The organism is Haloferax marisrubri (assembly GCF_001469875.2).
Lineage (GTDB): Archaea > Halobacteriota > Halobacteria > Halobacteriales > Haloferacaceae > Haloferax > Haloferax marisrubri.
Window position 1 is genome coordinate 41,159 of the sequence record NZ_LOPW02000004.1, and the last position, 20,536, is coordinate 61,694.

Sequence of the window (20,536 nt, forward strand, 5' to 3'; positions counted from 1 at the left end):
CAGATGGAGCTACTTAAGCCTCCCTTTTCGAATCCGGCGAGACGGCTTCAGGAGCGATTAGCGACCCCTAAGGAGGTATCTGAGGTCGTTTCGTCGATTCGAACGACGGTCCCTCCGCGGCGAAGAGGGACTAAACCGCCCGGAGATGGTGTCGTTTCGGCCAACCGTGCGAACAACACGCACGCGAGGGTGACGCGCCCGTCTGCCCGGGTCACTCGCCGCCGCGCTCGCCGACGAGGTCCACGTCGAGGCGGCCGCTGACTTCGCGGCCCGACGCCGGACCGAGCGTCAGCCCCTCCTCGTCGAACCGTCGCTTGACGCGCCGCCGGTACTGCGAGCGAACGTCGACGAGGCTCACGTCCATCGGCGAGGCGACCCAGAACTCCGCCTGCAGGCCGATCGAACTCCCGGCGAACTCGACGATGCGCGCGGTCGGCTCCGGGTCGGCGAGCACGCGGTCGTCCTCCCGCGCCGTCTCGACGAGTTCGCGGAGCGCCAGCTCCGCGTCGTCGGCGTACGCGATATCGACGCGCTCTGTGATTCGGTACCGCTCTCGGCCGTACGGGCGGGTGAGCGCGTTCGTCGTGAGTTCCGTGTTCGGCACGGAGATGGTCTCGTTGTTCACCGTCCGCACGCGCGTGACCCGGAAGTCGACCGCCTCGACGACCCCCTCGCCGCCGGGCCACGATATCCAGTCGCCGACGTTGAAGTCCGGGTCGGCCACGAGAAAGAGACCGCTGATGAGCGCGCCGATGACCTCCTGTCCGGCGACGCCGACGACGAGCGTCAGCGCCGCGACGATGAGCGCGGTGTCGGTCAGCACCGACGCGTAGCCCGCGCCGACGACGCCCGCGAGCGTCGCGAGCGCGATGACGAAGACGTGGGCGTAAGTCTCCGTCGCCGACTCCAGCGTCGGGTTGTTCCGGTTTCGGGCGCTGACGAGCCTCGTCACGCCGGGCACCAACAGGAGTCGACCGACGAGGTAGACCACGACCGCCGCGGCGGCGAACCCCGCGGTCGCGCTCGCGAGTTCCTCGTACTCCGAAAACTGCGTCGGGTCGAGTTGTCCGACCGCGACTCCGACAGACTGTCGTATCGGCGACATGCGTAGCTCGCGGGCCGGTGGAGACAAAAACGTGTGGTCGAGCCGACCGCCGCCCTACGTCAACTGGATGTCGTCGATGTCGTAGTGACGACGCGCCAGTTCGCGCGCGGTGTCGATGGTCTTCCCGCTCGCGCCGATGGCGACGCCGCGGTCGGCTTCGGCGACTTCGACGTACGCGACGGTGTCGTTCTGCCGCGAGAGAGTCACGTGTCGGACGGCCGCCGGCGCGAGCGCGCTCGCGACGAACGCCTCCGGCGTGTCGGCGTCCTCGACCAGTTCGACCGAGCGACCGAGTTGCCGCTCGACCGACTGGACGGTCCGCCCGCCGGGGCCGATGGCCGTCGCCATGTCGCCCGCGGCGACGAGGAAGACGACCCGGTCATCGAACACGAGGCAGTCGTGAGCGGTCGCCTCCGTCTCCTCCTCGAAGAGGGCGATGAAGCGGCGGGCCGTATCCGACAGCGTAACTTTCATCGTCAGTCGTCAGACGGTTCGGGTGCCGCGTTGGCGTCCGCGTCTTCGACGTCGAGCGAACCCATGCGGAGGTCCACGTCGCCGGTGCCGATCGCGATCGGCTTGCCGACGATGACGTTCTCGATGACGCCGTCGAGGTCGTCTTCCTCGCCGTGGATGGCGGCGTCGAGCAGGTGGTTGACCGTGACCTCGAACGCGGCGCGGGCGAGGACGGAGTCCTTCGACCCGGAGATGCCGTGGCGACCGATGGACTCGATAGTCCCGTCGTTCGTCATGATGTCCGCGACGAGCATCAGGTGGCGGATGTTCACGTCGTCGAGACCCTGCTCGCGCAGCGTGTTCATCGTCTCGTCGATGATGGCCTCGCGGGCGGCCTCGATGCCGAGTTGCTTGTGCACCTCGTGGATGTTGTTCGAGGTGGTCCGGGAGGCGTCGACGCCCTCGATGGCGAGCGCGTCGCCGAACGCCGAACCCTCGGTGTAGAGGACGAACTCCTCTTCGTCGGTGTCCTCGTTGTTCTCCTTGCGGATGACGACGCGGGAGACCTCCTCGATGCCCTTGAACACGATGTCGCGAAGCTCCTCGACGAGTTGGAGGAGCCGGCGGTAGCTCGGGCTCTCGGGGCCGAACTCGATGAGCGTCCCCTCGCGGCGGGTCTTGATGCCGAGCGCGTCCTCGATGGTCTCGGCGATTTCGCTCGCGACGACGCCCTCGTCGTCGTACGTCGGCCAGCGCTCGAGGAGCGTCTCGTCGTTGAGGTCGATCTGGACGACCATGTCGGCGACGTTCGTCGAGATGTCACCGAGCGCCAGAATCTTCGTGGACTCGATGTTCCAGACGACCTGGTGGGCGAGTTCGCGGTTGTTCGCGTACTCGTCTTCGAGGTACACCGTCATCATCGGCGTGTCGGGGGTCTTCCGCGCGTCCACCAGTTCGATGAGGCGCGGCAGTCCCTGCGTGACGTCGATTTCGGCGACGCCCGCGTAGTGGAACGTGTTCATCGTCATCTGCGTTCCCGGCTCACCGATGGACTGCGCCGAGACCGTCCCGACGGGGTCGAGCGGGTCGACGCGGGTGTCGAGGTAGCGCGCCTCGACGGCCTGCGCGATTTCGCCGGCCTGGTCGAGAGAGACGCCCTCGCGGTCTTCGATGGTCTGGTAGATGCGGTCCTTCAGGCGTCGAGACAGCTCTTTGGACTCGACGACGTCGACGATGGCGTCGTCGACGAACTCGTAGTCGGCGGTTGCGTCGTGTTCAGTCATCGGATTCGACCCCCGCACGGGCGTCGACACGCGGTTCGGCGTGCTCGGAGAGGTTGGTCGGCGGTGCGCGCTCGCCGAGGAAGCGTTCCTTCTCCTCGTCGGAGCTGAACTCCGAGGTGAGGATGCGGTCGGCGATGTTCTCGACGTCGATCGGCGTCTCGTCGTCGGACGAGACCTTCACCGGGCTCGTGCCGTCTTCGCCGAACTCGAACTGGACGATGGTCCCCGACGTGTCGCGGACGGAGCCGTCGTACTGCGCTTCGAGCTCGGAGAGGGCGTTGATGAGCCGACGCTGCAGGTACCCGGACTTCGAGGTCCGGACTGCCGTGTCGACCAGCCCTTCGCGGCCACCCATCGCGTGGAAGAAGAACTCACGCGGCGTGAGGCCGGCGCGGTAGGAGTTCTCGACGAAGCCGTGGGCCTCGGCCGAGAGGTCGCCTTTCTGGTAGTGGCTCAGGGTGCGGCCCTCGTAGCCGCGGTTGATGCGCTCGCCCCGAACTGCCTGCTGACCGACACAGCCGGCCATCTGGGTCAGGTTGAGCATGGACGCACGCGCGCCGGACTTCGACATCACGACCGCGGGGTTGTCCTCCTCGAAGTGGTCCTCCGCGATTTCACCGGCGGAGTCACGCGCCTTGCCGAGGCGCTGCATGATCTTCATCTCCAGCGTCTCGTCGACGGAGCGACCCGGCAGCGATTCGAGTTCGCCCGCCTCGTAGATTTCGATGAGTTCCTGAATCTTGTCGTAGGCGGCGTCGATGGCCTCGTCGACCTGCGCCGTCGCCTCGTCCGGGATGGACTCGTCGTCGATACCGATAGACAGCCCGAAGTGCATGATGGCGCGCATCGCCAGCGAGGCAATCTCGTTGATGAAGATGCGCGAGCGCGTCTTCGAGTAGTCCTTCGCGAGGGCGTCGACGATTTCGCCGCCGAACGCGCCGACGGCGTCCTCGTCGATGGTGCCCCGCGTGAGTTGGCCGTCCTCGATGGTGACCGTGTCGCCGACCTTCGAGGTGAACTCCATGTTCAGGTCGTCCGGCAGGAGTTCGGAGAAGATCTGCTGGCCGGTCCAGTAGGGCTGGCCGTCCTCGTTCTCGCCCGCGGGTTCGGGGAGCGTGTCCACGCGCGTCGCGCGGAGCAGGTCGAGCGCCTGCGTCTCGACGAACTCGGGGTTGTCGTGAGTGAGCAGGTAGGTACCCGAGATGTGGTCCTGAATCGCGCCGATGATGTTCTCACCGAAGCGCGGCGAGAGAATCTGCTCTTGGACGCGCATGAGGACGCGCGCCTCGGCACGGGCCTCCTCGTTCTGGAGGGCGTGCATGTTCATCTCGTCGCCGTCGAAGTCGGCGTTGTACGGCGGACAGACGACGGTGTTCAGGCGGAACGTCTTGTACGGCATCACGACGACTTCGTGCGCCATGATGGACATCCGGTGCAGCGACGGCTGTCGGTTGAAGATGACGATGTCGCCGTCGACGAGGTGGCGGTTGACCTCCCAGCCGAGTTCGACCTTCTCTGCGAGTTCCTCGCAGTTCTTCTCTGTCACCTTCAGGCGACGACCGTCCGGGCGACGGACGTAGTTCGCGCCGGGGTGGCTCTCGGGTCCGTTACGGACGTACTGACGAGCCTCGTCGATGTTGCGCTCGGTGACGTTCATCGTCTGGGTCATCTCGGACGCGACGCGGTCCGGGACGCCGACCTCGTTGAGCGAGAGCGTCGGGTCCGGCGAGATGACGGTACGCGCCGAGAAGTTGACGCGCTTCCCGGACAGGGAGCCGCGGAAGCGACCCTCCTTGCCCTTCAGGCGCTGGCTGAGCGTCTTCAGCGGGCGGCCGGAGCGGTGGCGCGCCGGCGGCGTGCCCGAAATCTCGTTGTCGATGAACGTGGTGACGTGGTACTGGAGCAGTTCCCACAGGTCCTCGATAATCAGCTGCGGGGCACCCGCCTCGCGGTTCTCCATGAACCGCTGGTTGATGCGGATGATGTCCACGAGCTTGTGGGTCAGGTCGTCCTCGGAGCGCTGGCCGTTGTCCAGCGTGATGGAGGGACGCGCCGTGACCGGCGGGACGGGGAGAACGGTCAGAATCATCCACTCGGGGCGCGACCGGTCGGGGTCGATGCCGAGCGTGATGAGGTCCTCGTCCGGGATGTCCTCGAACCAGTCGCGGATGTCCGAGGGCATCAGCTTGTTCATGTCCTCTTCGGTGAGGTCGAGGTCGAGCGCCTTTTCGAGCGCCTTGCGGTCGTCGCCGACCGGTCGGAACTCGCCGGCGAGCACCTGGTTGACGCGCTCGGCGTCGAGTCCGGTCTCGTTGGCGAGGGTGACGGGGTCGACGCCCTCGTCGTCCTCGTCGTCGGGGTCGGGCTGCATCGCTTCGGCGATGCGCTCGGAGTAGTCCCCGGCGAGCACGTTCTGGACCTCGTAGTAGGTCGTCGGCTTCTCGTGTTTGATGTCGTGCTGCGGCGAGCCGCAGTGGGGACAGCGGTGGGCCTTGCGGGCCTGCCGGACTGCCGACTTCATCACGTCGCTCCAGTCGTCGCCGAGTTCCTTCGTGCGACCGAGCTTGTCGCGGTACTCGTCTGCCTCCTCCTGGGTGAGCGAGAGGCGACCGCACTCGCGACACGTCGAGCGGAGCAGGCGGCGGATGAGCTTCGTGAAGCCGACGTGGATGACGGGCGCGGCCAGTTCGATGTGGCCGAAGTGCCCGTTACACGACCCGGAGTGCTGGCCGCAGGTGCGGCACTGCAGCCCGGGGTCGATGACGCCCAGCCGCGGGTCCATGAGACCCATGTCGATTGGGTAGCCGTCGTCGTCGTAGGTGTCCGCGGTGATGACCTTCGTCGCGGACATGTCTCGGTACGTCTCCGGGTCCATCAACCCGAACTGGATGCTGCCGATTTCTTTGGGTGTCTGCATTGACATGAGTGGTTAGACCGCGTCCTTCAGTTCGATTCGCGGGCGGACGCCGAGCGCGACCATCTCGTCGAGGAGCAGCTTGAACGCGTAGCTGATCTCGATCTCGTGGATGTTGTCTTCGTCGCCGGTGACCGGGTCGTAGATGCGGCGCTGGTCGCGGTCCTCGACGGCGACCATGCCGGTGTCGGCGGAGATGTAGACCTTCTCCTTGTCGGAGGAGTCGAGCAGGCGCTCCTGGAGCACCATCGCGGCACCGTGTCCGATGACGGTGTCGCGCTCCATCTCCCCGAGACGGAGGCCACCCTCGCGGGCGCGACCTTCCGTCGGCTGGCGGGTGAGAACCTGCACGGGACCGCGCGAGCGGGCGTGCAGCTTGTTGCTCACCATGTGGTACAGCTTGTGGTAGAAGATGATGCCGACGAAGATTTCGGCCTCGATCTTCTCGCCGGTGACGCCGGAGTACATGACCTCCTTACCGGAGGACATGAACCCGCGCTCTTCGAGCGCCGAGCGGAGTTCCTCTTCGTTTTCGCCCTGGAAGGCGGTGCCGTCGACGCGGCGGCCTTCGAGCGCGCCGACCTTGCCGCCGAGCATCTCCAGCACGTGGCCGACCGTCATGCGCGACGGCAGGGCGTGCGGGTTGAGGACGAGGTCGGGAACGACGCCGTCGGCGGTGAAGGGCATGTCCTCCTGGGGAGCCAGGTGGCCCACGACACCCTTCTGTCCGTGACGGGACGCGAACTTGTCGCCGAGTTCCGGAACGCGCTGGTCGCGGACGGACACCTTGGCGAGTTTCGAGCCGTCTTCGCCCTCCATGAGCGTGACCGTGTCCACGACGCCGGATTCGCCCGAGCGCATCGTGACGGAGGTCTCGCGGCGCTTCTGCGGCGAGAGCCCCGCCATGTCGTCGGGTTCCTCGAGGAACCGCGGCGGCGAGGTCTTGCCGAGCAGCACGGAGTTCTCGTCGACGACCGTCTCGGGGTTGACGAGGCCGTCCTCGTCGAGGTGCGAGTACGCGTCTTCACCGCGCGCGCCGCGCACGTCCTGCGACGGAATCTCGAAGCGGTCTTCCTGACCGCCGGGGTAGCGGCGCTCTTCGCCCTCGTAGGTGCGGAAGAAGTGCGAGCGGGCGAGGGCGCGTTCGACGGAGCCCTTGTTCATGACGAGCGCGTCCTCGATGTTGAAGCCCTCGTAGGACATGACGGCCACGACGAAGTTCTGGGCCGCGGGTCGCTCGTCGAACCCGATCTGCTCCGTGGTCTGCGTTTTGACCATCGAGAGCTGCGGGTAGTGCATGAGGTGCTGACGGGTGTCCGGGCGGATGCGGTAGTTCGCCGCGGGGAGCCCGAGGGACTGCTTCATCATCCCTGCACCCATCGTAATGCGGGGCGAGGCGTTGTGTTCCGGGTACGGAATCATCCCGGCACCGATACCGAAGATGAGCTGTGGGTCGATTTCGAGGTGCGTGTGGTCCTCGTTGAGTTCGTCCTCGTCGACCGCGACGTAGATGTCCTCTTCCTCCTCGGCGTCAATGAACTCGACGAGCCCGCGCTCGACGAGGTCGTCGAAGTCGAGTTCGTTGTTGTCGAGGGCCTCGACGTGGTCGTCGTCGAGGAGCGGCTCACCGTCTTCGACGACGATGAGCGGACGGCGGGCGCGGCCCGCGTCGGCGTTGATGATGACTTCGCGGGTGCGCTCTTTGACGGAGACGTTCACCATCTGGCTCACGTCGCCGCGGCGGCGCGCCTCTCGAATCTGTGCCGCGAGTTGGTTGGGGTCCGGGTGGGTCCCGACGAGACTACCGTTGACGTATACTTTCGCTTCTCGCTGTGCCTGAGCCATGTTAGTCGTCCGCGGGTGTGGCGTCGACGCTGTCGATGCCGGGGATACCCTCGACACCCATCGACGCGAGTTCTCGTTTCAGCGACTGTTCGTCCTCGACGTTCTGGGAGAGCTCCATCGCCTGTGCGAAGTTCTTCACCAGACCGCAGTTCGGTCCCTCGGGGGTCTCGGAGGGACAGATGCGACCCCACTGGGTCGCGTGCAGGTCGCGCGCCTCGAAGTGCGGCTGCGACCGCGACAGCGGACTGCGAAGGCGGCGAAGGTGCGACAGCACACCCATGTAGTCGGTGCGGTCGACGAGCTGGGAGACGCCGGAGCGGCCGCCGACCCAGTTGCCCGTCGCGATGGGGTGTTCGAGCCGCTCCGTGAGCACGTCGGACCGGACGACGGTGTTGACCGTCAGGTTCCGGTTCCGCATGTTGGCGCGTTCGAGCTGGTACTTCACGTCGCGTGCCAGCTTGTTGAGCGCCGTCCGGAAGAGGTCCTTCATGAGGTCGCCGGAGACCTTCAGGCGCTTGTTGGCGTAGTGGTCCTTGTCGTCGGAGTCGCGGCGCTGCAGCGCGAGTTCGAAACACGCCTCGGCCATGCGACAGAGGTAGTACGCCTTGTTCATGCGCACTTCCTCTTCTTCCGCGCCCTCCTCGTGGAGGTGCGGGAGCAGGTAGCGGTCGATGACGTAGTTGGCGCGCTTGAGCTGGTAGTTCTTACCCTGACCGCCGGCGACGCGCTTTCCGAGCGCCTCGATGGCCTGCTCTTGGGTCTGCACCTCGGCCTCCTCGAGGTTCTCGAGCATGAACTTCACAATCTCCGGGTCGTCGGAGACGCGGTGGACGATTTCCTCGTCCGATTCGAGACCGAGCGCGCGGACGAGCGTGACGAAGTTGACGCTCCCGGAGACGGACGGGAACGACACTTCGAGGAGTCCCTCGCGGTTGCGCTCACAGAGCACGAGCGCGCGGTAGCCGCGGCGCTGGCTGAACGTCTTCGCGACCTGAATCTCGTCGCCGTACTTCGTGTCGTACTCGGCGAGAATCTTGTTCGGCGCAAGGTCCTCCGAGGTCATGAGCACGCGCTCGGAGCCGTTGACGATGAAGTAGCCGCCGGGGTCGACGGGGTCCTCGCCGATTTCGACGAGGTCCTCGTCGGAGAGTTCCGCGATGTTACACTTCGAGGAGCCGACCATGATGGGCATCCGGCCGACCTTCGTCTCCGCGGTGTCGACGACGACTTCCTCTTCTTCCTCGCCGCCGCGAACGATGGACATCTCCATGAACACGGGGGCGGAGTAGGTGATGTTGCGCAGGCGCGCTTCCTGCGGGAAGAGCAGTTCCTCGGAGCCGTCGGCCTCGCGGACGCGGGGCGTCTCCACGCGGACGCCACCGAGTTCGACGTAGACGGGTTCCTCGCCCTCCTTGTCGCCGATGTCGGTCTCGATGGTCGCCTTCTCTTCGACGACGTCCATCATGCCGCGTTCGAGGAACGCGTTAAACGAGCGGAAGTGGTGTTCAGCGAGCCGTTCTTCGGAGAAGTACTTGCGAGAGACCTCGCGTCGCGCTTGTCGGTTCATTCAATCACCAGTCGGTATACGACTGCTTTGTCTGTCGTTCGAGAGTTCCGAACGATCTTGATGACGTCGCCGGGCTCTGCGTCCTCGGGGAGCGCCGGGTCCTTCAGCTTGATCTTCGGGAGGTTCGTCTTCTCGACGTTGTACTCCTGTAACACGTCCTCGACGGCCTCGTCGTCGAGTTTCGTGTGTTCCGGAACCAGTTTGTGTTGGCTTACGTCTACCATGTATGGTGCTGCTGGGTGCTGGAAGAAGCTGTCACGGGATACTACGGCTGATTTTGGGACGCACCCATTTAACACTTGCCAACTGCCTCGAAGAAAGGCGACGCTATCGGAGGTCACGCACCGGAGATGCGCGAATCGTCACACGTTGGCATGGGGTATCCCGATATAAATGTCTTCGGGGCAAGAATCGCGGTACCGCGGGCCAAGGGCAACCCAGATGGTAAGTCTTATCTATAAACCTCGGCTACGAATGAGTGCAGACGGAGGGCCCGGGTGGTGTAGTGGCCCATCATACGACCCTGTCACGGTCGTGACGCGGGTTCAAATCCCGCCTCGGGCGCTCTCCGTACCGCAAACTCACTTCAGTAAGCCCGGGTGGTGTAGTGGCCCATCATACGACCCTGTCACGGTCGTGACGCGGGTTCAAATCCCGCCTCGGGCGTACTTTTCGATGAATTACTCGCTGAGCGCCGAGTCTCGTCTCGGCGCGGCCGTAATTCTCGTGAATACCCAAAAAGGGATTGAACCAAGGAGCGATGCGAGCGTCAGCGAGCAGAGCGACTGAGGTTCAAATCACGTCACACCAGCAAGCTGGTGTTCCTGAGTCCCGTTCGGCACAGCTCACGGGACTCCCGCCTCGGGCGCTTTTCCGAACGTTACAAGCCAAGCGACGCGTCTTGTCGCGTCGCGACCCCTATGTGCTGTAACCGCCAGACAGAGGGATTTGAATCAGGGAGCGACGCGAACGGAGTGAGCAAAGCGACCGAGATTCAAATCCCGTCACACCCGTTCGTTCACGTCGTTCACTCACGGGAGTTCCTGAGTTCACCGAACAGCGTGAGGTGAACTCCCGCCTCGTGCGTACTTTTCGATGAATTACTCGCCGATCACCGGAGGAGCGTCACTACCGCCATATTCTCGCGTGACGTCTGTACAGTATCATGAACAGCACAACGGGCGAGCGAGTCGTCGTGGTGACCGGCGCGAACGAGGGAATCGGTCACCACACGCTGGTGGCGCTCCTGAAGAAGGGCTACCGAGTCGCCGGGCTCGACGTCAACGTGGACAATCTCCGGCCGCTTCAGGAGGCGTCTCCCGACCGCGTCCGCGTCTACGAGTGCGACGTGACGAACGACGACGACGTGGAGGTGGCGGTGGCTGAAATCCTCGACGAGTGGGGGCACATCGACATCCTCCTCAACAACGCGGCGATATTCAACTTCGGCCTGTTCGACGACCGAACGCTCGACGACACGCGCGAGGAGTTCGAGGTGAACTACTTCGGCTACCTCCGGATGATACGGGCCGTTCTACCGCACATGCGGGCCCGGAAATCCGGACACATCCACAACGTGAGCTCCGGCGTCGGACTCGTCGGCACGCCGGGACTGTCGGGGTACGCGTCGACGAAGGGCGCAATCGAGGCGTTCACCCGGTCGCTTCGGATGGAACTGCAACACGAGAACGTCTCCTGTTCCGTGATGCACCCGCCGTACACCAACACCCGGTCGGCGGCCCGGCTCGGGCTCCCGTCGTCGATGATGAGCGACCCAGAAGACGTGGGGCGGAAGTTCGCCGACAAAATCGAATCTACCCGCCTCGTCATCACCGCTGACTTGACGACCAGAATCGGGCTGTACCTCGCCCGCCGGTTCCCGTTCATCGTCAAGCGGGGAACCGAACAGTTCCTCGACGGGCGCGAGGCGACTGCCGAATCAGTCGGACGATAACGGGCGCGAGCGCCGGACTCAACCGACGAGGCCGCCGACTGCCCCGCCAATCGCCACGCCGACCAACGCCGCCACGAGCGTCCCGAAGGCGTAGCGGGCCGCCGTGTCGTAGTCGCCCGTGTCCGCGAGTTCCGCGACGCCGACCGCGAACGAGGAGAACGTCGTGAAGGCCCCGCAAAACCCGGTTCCGGCGAGCGCCGCGGCCGCGTCGCCGACGGGCGCGGTGGCGATGAATCCCAACGCGACGCTTCCGAGGACGTTGACGGTGACGGTGCTCCACTTGCCGACGACTCGCTGGTCGACGGTGTGCCGGGCGACCGCGCCGGCCATCCCGCCGACGCCGACGAGGACGGCCGAGAGAAGGGAAGGAGTCACCGCCGCCCTCCGAACGCGAGGCCGAGCGCGGCGGCGGCGAAGCCGAGCGCGTAGTTCGCGCCGACGTTGAGCGCGCCGCCCATCGGCGACAGCGACGCGGTCTGGACGGCGAACGTGCTGTACGTCGTGAACGACGAGAGCAACCCGGTCCCGAAGAACAACTGCGCTCGGCGGGAGGAGACCGACGTGATGAACGTCCCGAGGGCGAAGCTTCCGAGGACGTTCACCGCGAGCGTGCCGCCCGCGCCGGGAATCGCGACGGAGACGCCGTAGCGCAGTATCGCCCCTGCGAAGCCGCCGAGGGCGACCAGCGCCAGTTCCGAGCGGTCCATACGGCAGTTCTCCGGGGAGACTACTCCATGGTTTCGGAACGGTCACGCTCGGGAACCGCCCGCGGCGTCGCGCCGCCGTCGGGCGTCTCTCGGGGACGCACCCGCACGTCGTGGACCGTTTCCGTGGTGTCGTCGACGACGAGCGCGCACCCGCGTTCCCGCGGGAGTCGGGACCGAAGCGACTCGTCGAAGTACGTCGGGTCGGCGGCGGCCATCGCCGACACGTCGGGGCCGGCGGTGAGTCGGTGGACGACCCGGAGGTCGGCCTGCGAGACGGCGACCTCGGGGAGCGCCGAGGGGCGTTGGGTCGCGAGGACGACGCCGACGCCGGGGGCTCGCCCGCGCGTGAGAAGCGTTCGAAGCGCGGAGTCCGCGAGCCCGCCGACGAACGCGTGGGCCTCGTCGAGAAGGAGCCACGGAATGCGAGAGACGGAGTCGGCGACGCGGGCGTCGTAGAGGCCGCGAGCGACGACGCGGACGACCGCGCTCGCGGGGACCGCGTCCAGTCCCGAGAGGTCGAGCACGTCGGGTGCGGGACCGCAGAGCGACCGCGGGTCGAGCCCGTCGGGGTGGAACACGTCCCACGAGTCGGCGAGCGCGAGGTGGTTCGCCGCGGCTCTGCGCGTCTCGGGCGCGGCGTCGGCGTCGTCGACCGCTCCGCGCATCGCCAACAGCGAGTCTTCCTCGGCCGCGAGTCGCCACACGAGCGACCCCGCGGGGGCGGTCGGGTCGAGTCCGAGCAGGTCCGGCCACGCGCTCGGCGGGAGCGCGTCGGCGCGGACGTTCGGCGAGTCGTGGACCGTCCCGGCTATCGGCGGCGCCTCCAGACCATCGAAGACGCCCATGGGGTCGATGACGACTGGCGCGACGCCCGCGGCGCGTGCCAGCCCCTCGGCCACGACGCCGAGCGTGTGGGATTTCCCGCTTCCGCGCTTCCCGACGACGACGGCCGCGTGCGGACGGTTCACGTCGAGTCCGACGGCCGCCCCGTCGCTCCCGTCGCGGGCGCGGTAGTTCCCGAACTGACAGACTGGGCCGTCGTCGTCCGACTCGCGACCGATGGTGTGCATGGGACGGGTTGGTCCCGTGATGCGACTTGAACCCCGGGACGAGGGTTTATATGCGAACCCGCGGCCAGACGGTCCATGCTCGATACGTTTCGGTCAGACACGCGCGCCATCGAAGGGCTCCCCGTCCGTCTCGTCGTCGCTCTCGTCGTCGGCGTCGCCAGTATGAGCGTCATGCTCAACATGCTCTCCGGCGTGCAGGGACTCGCCACCTCGGAACTCGACGTGAAGCCGACGCCCGACGTGGTCGGCCCCGGCGCGCAGGACCTCGACTTCACCGTCGTCGACCACGAGGGCGACCCCGTCGAGGGCGCGACGGTCATCGTGAAATCCGGTACCGCGGAAATCGACGGCGTTGCGACGGCAAAGACCGGCGGCGGCGGGGCAGCGACTGTTCACGTCGACGCCGAACTCGGGGCGAACCGCGAGGACGGGACGCTCGTCGTGGACGTGAAGCCGCCCGCGGGGAGTTCGTTCGTCGACCGCCGCGAGAACACGAACGTGCTCGTCGTTCAGGACTGAGCGCGGTTCCCGGAGTCCGAAACGCGGAAACCGCGGGTCGCAACCTCAGCGTTCGGGGTGCGTCGCCGCGTCGAACCCGCCGCGAACGAGCGGTTTGGCGATGTGTCGGCGGGCGCAGGGCGGCACCTCGTACCAGCCGAATTCGAGGTCGCGGTCGACCGCCCGCTCGACTTTGCCGGGGGCATCGGTCCCGCAGTCGCGACACCGATAGCCCTGGTTCCGCCCGGCGCTTTTCATCGTCCGCCCGCAGTCGGGGCAGACGGGCGTCGCGGGTTCCGTCCGCACGAGGTCGCGGACCGCGAACTTCTCCAGTTTGAGCGTCCCGTCTCCGACCTCGCCGCAGGCGGTGAGCGCGTCGCCGACGCGGAGCGCCCGAACCCGGTTTCGGAAGCGCTTCGTCGGTTCGAAGGCGGCGACGGGGACCGTCGAGCCGTCGGCTTCGAGGTCGAAAAAGACGTGGCCGCCGGCGCGCGTCTCCGGGTCGGAGGCGACGGTGCCGGCGACGCGGTAGGCGCGGCCGTCGCGGAGGTCCGAGACGACGCCGTCTCGAAGGTGCGCGTCGGTCCCCTGGTTCGTGAGAAACGTCGCCGAGCGGTCGACGGATTCTGAGTCGATGGCGGCGGCGACCTCGCGGACGGTGTCGGCGTCGTCGCCGCGGATGCCGTGGAGAATCGGGCCGGGGGCGTTCGGCACGCAGACGGCCTCGCCCTCTTCGCGGTCCACGGTGTCCCACGCGTCGGGGTACGCCGCGTCGGCGGCGTCGAAGACGGAGTCGAAATCGACCTCGCGGGGCGTCCCGCAGCGGTGGAACTCGCGGTAGGAGATGTGTTCGTAGGTCCACTCGTCGAAGGCGGCCCACGCGCCGACGGCCGCGAGCGCGCCGATGCGGCCCCGCCCGCCGTGCCAACCCTCGGTCAGGAAGCCAGAGCGCTCGGCGAGGTCGACCGCGGCGTCGAGGTCGTGGAAGTCGCGGACGGCGTCGCGGGCGAAGTCGGCGACGGCGGTCGAAACCGTGTCGGCGGACCCCGGCGCGACGACGATGCCCGGGCTGGTTCGGTCGTCGTCGAGGACGGCCCAGCGGTCGAGTTCCTCGCGAGCCAGGTCGAACGCCGCGCCCGCGGGGAGGTCGGTGTGAATCGCCAGCGCCGCGTTCCCGCGGGTCTTGTGTTCGACCGCCGGGTTCAGGCGGACGAGGAGTCGTCGCTCGACGGTCCCCCCGCGGGCCTCGACGGCCTCGGCGACGAGCGTCGCCAGATAGGTCGTACACATCCCGAGGGTGCGGGAGTCGGTGTCGTCGAGGCCGATGACGGTCATCGGCGGAGATTGCCGGAGGGCGCAGTAACGCCTTTCGGGTCTGTCGCGACTATATAAATGCGGCATCGAGAACGGATATACCACGCCGAGGGCGGCGGTATCGGGGAAAACGCTTTATGGGCCGAATCGCTTATTGCCCCCTATGTCCCGGTCAGCGCTGGTTGGTAATGTCGCCGCGATGCTCCAAGACGCGGGCTTCGTCGTGAGCGACCGCATCGCCATCCGGCCGAAGAGCTTCGACCTCGCCGCTCGGAGGGGCGAGGACCTGTTGCTCCTCAAGATACTGGGGAACATCGACGCGTTCGACGGCATCACCGGCTCCGAGATGCGACGCCTCGGTTCGTACCTCGACGCCACGCCGTTGGTCGTCGGGCTTCGGACCCGAGACGAGGACCTCAAACCCGGCGTCGTCTACTTCCGCCACGGCGTGCCGGTGTTGAACCCCGACACCGCCATGGACCTGTTCGTCGAGGAGGTTCCCCCGCTCATCTACGCCGCCCCCGGCGGGCTGTACGTGAGCCTCGACGGCGACGTGCTCGCCGAAGAGCGGCAAGAACGCGGGTGGAGCCTCGGACAGCTCGCGACCGAACTCGGCGTCTCGCGGCGCACCGTCTCGAAGTACGAAAACGGCATGAACGCGAGCATCGAGGTGGCGATTCACCTCGAAGAGCTGTTCGACCGGCCGTTCTCGAACCCGGTCGACGTGCTCACGGGCGCGGAGGACGTGCGCGACGCCGAGCCGACGCCCGACGACCCCGACGTGGACCCCGACGACGAACACGTCCTGTCGGTGTTGACGCGCGCCGGCTTCACCGTCCACCCGACCGCCCGCGCACCGTTCAAGGCCGTCAGCGAGGACGCCGGGCGCAAGAAGGAGACGAACGTCCTCACGGGTCACTCGCCGTTCACTCGGAGTGCTGAGAAGCGCGCCCAAATCATGTCTTCGCTCGGCGAAATCACGCGGACGCGCTCCGTCTACTTCGTCGAGGAACAGCAGAAGCGCGAGTCGGTCGACGGCACCGGCATCGTCAGCTGTGAGGAACTCGCCGCCATCGACGACCCCGACGAGATTCGCGACCTGATTCGCGAGCGGACCCGCGACCCCGCAGAGAGCTAACCGCAGGGGTCGCGGCACGCTATCGTGCGGTTGGTACTATCGTTATCGTCGTCGCCAGCGTAGCGACTGCTATGTCGAACGTGCGAGGGCCGAACGGGAACGACGGGGTGAGCGAAGCGTCGCGGGCCGCCGTCGAAACGCTCGCAGCCGCGGTGTGGCGCGAGGCCGCCTCGTGGCCGGCAGTCGAGCGGACGGTGCTTTTCGGCTGTCCGTCGTTCCGGGCGAACGGGACGCTCTTCGCCGTCGTCTCCGCGCAGGGGCTGTCGCTCACGTCGCTGCCGGCCGAGGCGAGAACCGCGGTTGCGGAGCGCCACCGCGTCCTGCCGTTCGAGGCGAACGGTCGCGTCGTCGGGTCGTGGGTGACCGTCGACATCGAACCCAGTCGAGTCCCGGAACTCTCGGACGCGCTCCGCGCGAGCTACGAGGCGGCACTCGGTCGAAAGCGAGAACAGTAGGCGGGAGCACGACGCTCACCGCGGGACGGACCGGACGGTGCGGACGGAGTTACGCCGCCGAGCCGTAGGTCTCTTCGAGGTAGTCGACGATATCGTCGCTCTCGGACATCCCCTCGACGCCGTGTTCCTCGTCGACGAGGACGGGGACGCCGGTCTGGCCGCTTACCTCCTCGACTTCCGTGCGCTCGGCGTGGGCGCTGGGAACCATCTGCGACTCGTATTCGAGGTCGAGTTCGGCGAGCTTGTTCTTCACCTTCGCGCAGTACGGACAGCCCTGCAGTTCGTAGAGGATGAGGTCGGACATCGACCCGACGTATGGAGCCGCGGCTAATGAGTGCCATGGTCTTATGCAACCGCACCACACGACCCCGAAAGGCGCGCCGCGGGGTCGGCTATCTCTCGAACAGTCCGCGGACCGCGTCGAGTAGTCGCCCGCGCATCAGATACAGTTCCCCGCCGGTCGCCGTGAGGCCGACGCCGACGGCGCACACTGCCCAAAACAGGTCCCACGGCGTCATCCACACCGGGCGAAGCCACGGCAGGACGTGCGACAGTCGCGTCGAGAGTCCGCTCATCGGTTCTTCGAGCGGTGTCCCGGCGAAGGTCGATTGGACTCGCGTGACGAAGCCCACGCTCCCGTCGCCGCCCGCGGTGAGGTTCGCGCTCCCGGTGATGCGGTAGGAGCCGCTGGCGTTCAGGTCGCGAATCGTCGGGCCAGAGGACTCGTCGCCGTGGGCGACGCGCTCTGCGTCGTACGGGCCCCACGTCGCGTAGTACTCCCAGACGACCTCGCCGGTCGGCGTGATTTCTATCACGCGGTGGTTGAGCGTGTCGACGACGAGCGTGTTCCCGTTGGGGAGGCGGTCGGCGTCGCGCGGCCAGTTGAGCGTGTCCGACCCGACGGACCACGTTCGGACCCACTCGCCGTCTTCCTTCGCGTACTCGACGATGCGGTTGTTCCCGCTGTCGGCGACGAGCATGGTCGGCGTGCCGTTCTCGCTGACCAGCCAGTCCGGGTTGTGCTGTTCGTTGAGCACGTCGTGGTTGTCGTCGGTGCCGAGCCGTTCGACGATTTCTTTCGACTCCATGTCGACGACGATTGCCTGGTCGAAGTTCCGCGGCGACAGCAGGAGCCGACCGTCGCCGATGTAGTCAACGTCGTTGACGTGGCTCCAGTCGGCGTTGTAGCCGCCGTCGGTGTCGGCGGGGAAGTGGTTCTTGAAGTACCACTCCCAGGTGATTTCGTCGGTCGTTCGGTTGTACACGACGATTCGGTCCTCGCTGACGCCGGCGGAGTCGTTCCACTCGCGCATGTTGGCGATGAGGAGTTCGTCCTCGCCGAAGGCGTCCACGTCGTGGGTGTCCTCCATGTCGAACCGCTGTTCCCAGACGCGTTCGCGGGTGTCCGGGTCGAGTTCGAACACGACGGTGTCGGTCCCGCGCGGCGACGAGACGAGCAGGTTCCCGTTCGGAAGCGGGTCGGCGTCGAAGAACCACGCGCTCCCGTTGACGGAGTCGTTGTACTTCCACTGGAGGGTCCCGCGCTCGCCGACCGAGACGACCCGCGCGGGCTTCTTGGGGTTCGTGTTCCCGTCGAAGGTGTATCCCTGGACGCTCACAAGCGTCGTGCCGTTTGCGGGGCTGGTGACGGTCCCTGGTTCGAGACTCGTCTGTTGGGAGGGGTCGTACGTCAACGCGGAGACCGCCGAGGGAGCGAGAAGGCCGATAATGAGGAGAAACACGACTCCCCTGAGGGCGAGCCGCTCGTTGGAGATACTCATACGGAGAGAGTTAGAACCGTGACTGCCCAATACTTTATGAATCCCGTCGGGCCGTGAGAAAATCAGCGCGGTGAGAGGGTCGTCCGAACGGGATTAGACCTGCGCCTGCAGCATGCCCGAGGTGCGGACGACGAAGTAGAGGACGAACGCGGCGGCGAGCGCCCACTGACCGGCGCTGACGTCGTCGTACTCGCCGGCGGCGACCTTCACGAGCGGGTACGAGACGATGCCCGCCGCGATGCCGTAGGCGATGGAGTACGTGAAGGGCATGACGAGGATGGTCATACCGGCGGGGATGGTAAAGGTCAGGTCGTCCCACTTGATGTCGACGACGTTGCGGAGCATCACGACGCCGATGACGACGAGCGCGATGTGGGAGGCGTACTGCGGGATGGCCGTCGCGAGCGGGACGATGGCGAGCGAACCGAGGAACAAGAGGGCGACGACGAGCGCGGTGAGGCCCGTGCGGCCGCCCTCTTCGACGCCGGTGGCGGACTCGATGTACGTCGTGACCGTCGAGGTGCCGAGCATCGCGCCCGCGGTGGTGCCGACCGCGTCGGCCATGAGCGGCTTGTCGATGTCGGGGAGGTCGCCGTTCTCGTCGAGGAAGTCCCCGGCCTGACCGACGCCGACGAGGGTGCCGGCGGTGTCGAAGAAGTCGACGAAGAAGAACGTGATGACGATGAGAGCGAAACTGAACGCCTCGACGTTGCCGAAGCCGGAGATGAACGCGCCGGCCAGCGGCGTGATGTCGTAGGTGGCCGCCGAGGAACCGGCGACGAGACCGGCCTCGGACGAGACGACGCCCGAGACGGTGAGGCCCCACCCGAGAAGCGACGTGCCGACGATGCCGATGATGATGGAACCGGGGACGTTCGCCGCGTAGAGCGCGAACGTGAAGAACAGGCCGACGATGGAGATGATGGCGACGGGGTTCGACGCGAGGTCACCCATCGTGATGAGCGTCGCGGTGTCGTCGACGACGATGCCCATCGCTTGTAACCCGATAATCGCTAAGAACAGTCCGATACCGGTTCCGACGGCCATTTTGACCGGTTCGGGGAACACCTTGATGATGGCTTCCCGCGCGCCGGCCGCGGTGAGCGCGATGAAGATGATGCCCTCGACGAAGACGGCCGCGAGCGCCGTCTGCCACGGGACGCCCAGCGCGCCGACGACGGTGAACGCGAAGAAGGCGTTCAGGCCGAGGCCCGGCGCTTGCGCGAAGGGCCGATTGGCGTAGAACGCCATAACCGTGGTCGCGATGGCGGCCGCGAGGATGGTGACGACGGCGAGCATCGACTGGACCTCGCCCGGCGTGTACCCAGCGATGGCGATGCCGTCGACGCCCTCGATGTACGGTTGGTCTGTGAGAAGCGACGGGTTGACGACGACGATGTACGACATCGTGAGGAACGTCGTGATGCCCGCGAGAATCTCGGTCCTGACCGTGGACCCGTGTTTATGCACGTCGAAGTAGTTTGCGAGGGTTTCAGAGAGCCCCATGATGCACGACTAAGCATACCCCTGATTGCACACATAAGCATTACCATCCGGGCGGGCAGAATTACCCACGAACGTGGATTAAACGACTCGTTCGACGTGAACTAACGACACAGAAGTGCCTATTTCCGCGCCAAATGTAATTGAACTAATTAGTTTAGAGACGTTTATTGGCGCGGTGGTGAGGCGTCAGTCGAAACTGCTCAGCGCGCCGACCGGCGCGTCGGTGAGTTCGCGGGCGCGGTTCGTCCCCTCGTCGCCGACGGCGATGAGCGCGAAGACGCCGGCGATGTTGGCGTCGGCCTGCAGCGCGATATCCAAGAGGAGTTCCTGCGTCTCGCCCGAGCGGATGAGGTCGTCCACGACGAGGACGCGCTCGCCGTCGTCGATGGCGCTGGCGGGGAGGTAGTAGGTGAGTTCGATGCCGGACGCGAGGCGCTGGCGCGACTCGATGAAATCCTCGACGGCGGTCTCTTTCGACTTCTTCGCGTACGCGAGGCGCGCGCCGAAGTAACTCGCCATCGCCGCGCCGAGGGTGATGCCGTCGGTCGCCGCGGTCAGAATCACGTCGGGGCGTTCGAGGTTCAGCGTGTTCGCCGCGACGGGCGCGACGAGGTCGAGGAACGACTGGTCGAAGACGACGCCGGAGTTGTCGACGTAGCCCTCGTCGTCGAATCGGACGCGGGCTTCGAGTTCGTCGGCGAGCGCGTCGCGGCCGACGCCCTCGACGACCTCGCGGGCGCGTTCGACCCCGGGCAGGACGTGCCCGTTGACGTAGCGGTTGAGGTCGCCGGCCGGCAGTCCCGTGAGTTCGGCCAACTCGTCGTACGTCCGGGTCTCTTTGAGCATCCGGAGCACGGAGACAGCCTGCAACTGGAGTGCGGCCTTCTCTGCTCTGTTCATGCCTCCGCCTTCGCACTTGCACAAAAATGAATACTTCGATTGCCGA

The 20,536-nt window shown here is 66.4% G+C and carries 19 protein-coding genes and 2 tRNA genes; 6 read left to right on the plus strand and 15 right to left on the minus strand.

Annotated features, from left to right (window positions below; all coding sequences use genetic code 11):
- Positions 1 to 211: 211 nt before the first annotated feature.
- From AUR65_RS02400 to AUR65_RS02430, 7 genes are read right to left on the minus strand one after another with little or no spacing between them, the layout of a single operon-like run.
- Positions 212 to 1,105, minus strand: a complete 894-nt coding sequence (locus tag AUR65_RS02400; RefSeq protein WP_058568212.1) for a mechanosensitive ion channel family protein — start codon at positions 1,103 to 1,105, stop codon at positions 212 to 214.
- 54 nt (positions 1,106 to 1,159) lie between these two features.
- Positions 1,160 to 1,579, minus strand: coding sequence for a NusA-like transcription termination signal-binding factor (locus tag AUR65_RS02405; protein ID WP_058568213.1), 420 nt, complete (start codon positions 1,577 to 1,579; stop codon positions 1,160 to 1,162).
- 2 nt (positions 1,580 to 1,581) lie between these two features.
- Complete coding sequence (gene rpoA2, locus AUR65_RS02410) at positions 1,582 to 2,841, minus strand: DNA-directed RNA polymerase subunit A'' (protein WP_058568214.1); 1,260 nt, start codon at positions 2,839 to 2,841, stop codon at positions 1,582 to 1,584.
- A complete protein-coding gene (locus AUR65_RS02415) occupies positions 2,834 to 5,758 on the minus strand; it encodes a DNA-directed RNA polymerase subunit A' (RefSeq protein ID WP_058568215.1) in 2,925 nt (974 codons plus the stop codon). Before AUR65_RS02415 ends, rpoA2 begins: the two co-directional genes overlap by 8 nt.
- Before the next feature lie 12 nt (positions 5,759 to 5,770).
- Positions 5,771 to 7,600: a DNA-directed RNA polymerase subunit B gene (rpoB, locus tag AUR65_RS02420; protein WP_058568216.1), complete on the minus strand. Its 1,830-nt coding sequence runs from the start codon at positions 7,598 to 7,600 to the stop codon at positions 5,771 to 5,773.
- A gap of 1 nt (position 7,601) precedes the next feature.
- Positions 7,602 to 9,167: a DNA-directed RNA polymerase subunit B'' gene (locus AUR65_RS02425; RefSeq protein ID WP_004969057.1), complete on the minus strand. Its 1,566-nt coding sequence runs from the start codon at positions 9,165 to 9,167 to the stop codon at positions 7,602 to 7,604.
- Positions 9,164 to 9,391 carry a DNA-directed RNA polymerase subunit H gene (locus AUR65_RS02430; protein WP_004044577.1) on the minus strand — a complete coding sequence of 76 codons (228 nt, stop codon included), beginning with the start codon at positions 9,389 to 9,391 and terminating at the stop codon, positions 9,164 to 9,166. The genes AUR65_RS02425 and AUR65_RS02430 overlap by 4 nt, the downstream gene beginning before the upstream one ends.
- A gap of 267 nt (positions 9,392 to 9,658) precedes the next feature.
- On the opposite strand from AUR65_RS02430, the gene AUR65_RS02435 reads away from it, so the two are divergent.
- From AUR65_RS02435 to AUR65_RS02445, 3 genes are all read left to right on the plus strand, one after another.
- Positions 9,659 to 9,731 (plus strand) — tRNA-Asp (locus tag AUR65_RS02435).
- A 29-nt stretch (positions 9,732 to 9,760) separates the two neighbouring features.
- A tRNA-Asp gene (locus AUR65_RS02440) sits at positions 9,761 to 9,833 on the plus strand.
- A gap of 499 nt (positions 9,834 to 10,332) precedes the next feature.
- A complete protein-coding gene (locus AUR65_RS02445; RefSeq protein ID WP_084816525.1) occupies positions 10,333 to 11,121 on the plus strand; it encodes an SDR family NAD(P)-dependent oxidoreductase in 789 nt (262 codons plus the stop codon).
- An 18-nt stretch (positions 11,122 to 11,139) separates the two neighbouring features.
- Here AUR65_RS02445 and AUR65_RS02450 read toward each other — a convergent pair whose 3' ends face one another.
- The 3 genes from AUR65_RS02450 to AUR65_RS02460 are packed head-to-tail and all read right to left on the minus strand — an operon-like array spanning position 11,140 to position 12,898.
- Positions 11,140 to 11,496, minus strand: a complete 357-nt coding sequence (locus AUR65_RS02450; RefSeq protein ID WP_058568217.1) for a fluoride efflux transporter FluC — start codon at positions 11,494 to 11,496, stop codon at positions 11,140 to 11,142.
- Positions 11,493 to 11,828 (minus strand): CrcB family protein, encoded by a 336-nt coding sequence (locus tag AUR65_RS02455; protein ID WP_058568218.1) that lies wholly within the window; start codon positions 11,826 to 11,828, stop codon positions 11,493 to 11,495. The genes AUR65_RS02450 and AUR65_RS02455 overlap by 4 nt, the downstream gene beginning before the upstream one ends.
- A gap of 20 nt (positions 11,829 to 11,848) precedes the next feature.
- Positions 11,849 to 12,898: an ATP-binding protein gene (locus tag AUR65_RS02460; protein WP_058568219.1), complete on the minus strand. Its 1,050-nt coding sequence runs from the start codon at positions 12,896 to 12,898 to the stop codon at positions 11,849 to 11,851.
- A gap of 75 nt (positions 12,899 to 12,973) precedes the next feature.
- Here AUR65_RS02460 and AUR65_RS02465 point away from each other — a divergent pair, with 75 nt between their 5' ends.
- Entirely contained in the window at positions 12,974 to 13,417 is a 444-nt protein-coding gene (locus AUR65_RS02465; RefSeq protein WP_058568220.1) for a DUF7382 domain-containing protein, read from the plus strand.
- Between the two features lie 45 nt (positions 13,418 to 13,462).
- Here AUR65_RS02465 and AUR65_RS02470 read toward each other — a convergent pair whose 3' ends face one another.
- Positions 13,463 to 14,731: a tRNA(Ile)(2)-agmatinylcytidine synthase gene (locus AUR65_RS02470; protein ID WP_058568221.1), complete on the minus strand. Its 1,269-nt coding sequence runs from the start codon at positions 14,729 to 14,731 to the stop codon at positions 13,463 to 13,465.
- Positions 14,732 to 14,873: 142 nt separating this feature from the next.
- Between AUR65_RS02470 and AUR65_RS02475 the strand changes: the two genes are divergently transcribed.
- Both AUR65_RS02475 and AUR65_RS02480 read left to right on the plus strand, forming a co-directional pair.
- The gene (locus tag AUR65_RS02475) at positions 14,874 to 15,848 is read left to right on the plus strand and encodes a transcriptional regulator (RefSeq protein ID WP_058568222.1); all 975 of its coding nucleotides are present in this window, start codon (positions 14,874 to 14,876) and stop codon (positions 15,846 to 15,848) included.
- A gap of 71 nt (positions 15,849 to 15,919) precedes the next feature.
- Positions 15,920 to 16,303: an MmcQ/YjbR family DNA-binding protein gene (locus AUR65_RS02480; protein ID WP_058568223.1), complete on the plus strand. Its 384-nt coding sequence runs from the start codon at positions 15,920 to 15,922 to the stop codon at positions 16,301 to 16,303.
- Positions 16,304 to 16,352: 49 nt separating this feature from the next.
- Here the strand turns inward: AUR65_RS02480 and AUR65_RS02485 are convergent, their stop codons facing one another.
- The 4 genes from AUR65_RS02485 to AUR65_RS02500 all read right to left on the minus strand — a co-directional run bounded on the left by AUR65_RS02485 (position 16,353) and on the right by AUR65_RS02500 (position 20,490).
- Positions 16,353 to 16,607, minus strand: coding sequence for a glutathione S-transferase N-terminal domain-containing protein (locus tag AUR65_RS02485; protein WP_058568224.1), 255 nt, complete (start codon positions 16,605 to 16,607; stop codon positions 16,353 to 16,355).
- Between the two features lie 88 nt (positions 16,608 to 16,695).
- Positions 16,696 to 18,084, minus strand: coding sequence for an aryl-sulfate sulfotransferase (locus AUR65_RS02490; protein WP_058568225.1), 1,389 nt, complete (start codon positions 18,082 to 18,084; stop codon positions 16,696 to 16,698).
- A gap of 93 nt (positions 18,085 to 18,177) precedes the next feature.
- The gene (locus AUR65_RS02495; RefSeq protein ID WP_058568226.1) at positions 18,178 to 19,590 is read right to left on the minus strand and encodes an NCS2 family permease; all 1,413 of its coding nucleotides are present in this window, start codon (positions 19,588 to 19,590) and stop codon (positions 18,178 to 18,180) included.
- Positions 19,591 to 19,776: 186 nt separating this feature from the next.
- A complete protein-coding gene (locus AUR65_RS02500) occupies positions 19,777 to 20,490 on the minus strand; it encodes a phosphoribosyltransferase family protein (RefSeq protein ID WP_058568227.1) in 714 nt (237 codons plus the stop codon).
- Positions 20,491 to 20,536: the final 46 nt, after the last annotated feature.

Coding starts and splice junctions, on each gene's coding strand:
- AUR65_RS02400 (WP_058568212.1), bottom strand. CDS start 1,105: ATGTCGCCGATACGACAGTCTGTCGGAGTCGCGGTCGGACAACTCGAC.
- AUR65_RS02405 (WP_058568213.1), bottom strand. CDS start 1,579: ATGAAAGTTACGCTGTCGGATACGGCCCGCCGCTTCATCGCCCTCTTC.
- rpoA2 (WP_058568214.1), bottom strand. CDS start 2,841: ATGACTGAACACGACGCAACCGCCGACTACGAGTTCGTCGACGACGCC.
- AUR65_RS02415 (WP_058568215.1), bottom strand. CDS start 5,758: ATGCAGACACCCAAAGAAATCGGCAGCATCCAGTTCGGGTTGATGGAC.
- rpoB (WP_058568216.1), bottom strand. CDS start 7,600: ATGGCTCAGGCACAGCGAGAAGCGAAAGTATACGTCAACGGTAGTCTC.
- AUR65_RS02425 (WP_004969057.1), bottom strand. CDS start 9,167: ATGAACCGACAAGCGCGACGCGAGGTCTCTCGCAAGTACTTCTCCGAA.
- AUR65_RS02430 (WP_004044577.1), bottom strand. CDS start 9,391: ATGGTAGACGTAAGCCAACACAAACTGGTTCCGGAACACACGAAACTC.
- AUR65_RS02445 (WP_084816525.1), top strand. CDS start 10,333: ATGAACAGCACAACGGGCGAGCGAGTCGTCGTGGTGACCGGCGCGAAC.
- AUR65_RS02455 (WP_058568218.1), bottom strand. CDS start 11,828: ATGGACCGCTCGGAACTGGCGCTGGTCGCCCTCGGCGGCTTCGCAGGG.
- AUR65_RS02460 (WP_058568219.1), bottom strand. CDS start 12,898: ATGCACACCATCGGTCGCGAGTCGGACGACGACGGCCCAGTCTGTCAG.
- AUR65_RS02465 (WP_058568220.1), top strand. CDS start 12,974: ATGCTCGATACGTTTCGGTCAGACACGCGCGCCATCGAAGGGCTCCCC.
- AUR65_RS02470 (WP_058568221.1), bottom strand. CDS start 14,731: ATGACCGTCATCGGCCTCGACGACACCGACTCCCGCACCCTCGGGATG.
- AUR65_RS02475 (WP_058568222.1), top strand. CDS start 14,874: ATGTCCCGGTCAGCGCTGGTTGGTAATGTCGCCGCGATGCTCCAAGAC.
- AUR65_RS02480 (WP_058568223.1), top strand. CDS start 15,920: ATGTCGAACGTGCGAGGGCCGAACGGGAACGACGGGGTGAGCGAAGCG.
- AUR65_RS02485 (WP_058568224.1), bottom strand. CDS start 16,607: ATGTCCGACCTCATCCTCTACGAACTGCAGGGCTGTCCGTACTGCGCG.
- AUR65_RS02490 (WP_058568225.1), bottom strand. CDS start 18,084: ATGAGTATCTCCAACGAGCGGCTCGCCCTCAGGGGAGTCGTGTTTCTC.
- AUR65_RS02495 (WP_058568226.1), bottom strand. CDS start 19,590: ATGGGGCTCTCTGAAACCCTCGCAAACTACTTCGACGTGCATAAACAC.
- AUR65_RS02500 (WP_058568227.1), bottom strand. CDS start 20,490: ATGAACAGAGCAGAGAAGGCCGCACTCCAGTTGCAGGCTGTCTCCGTG.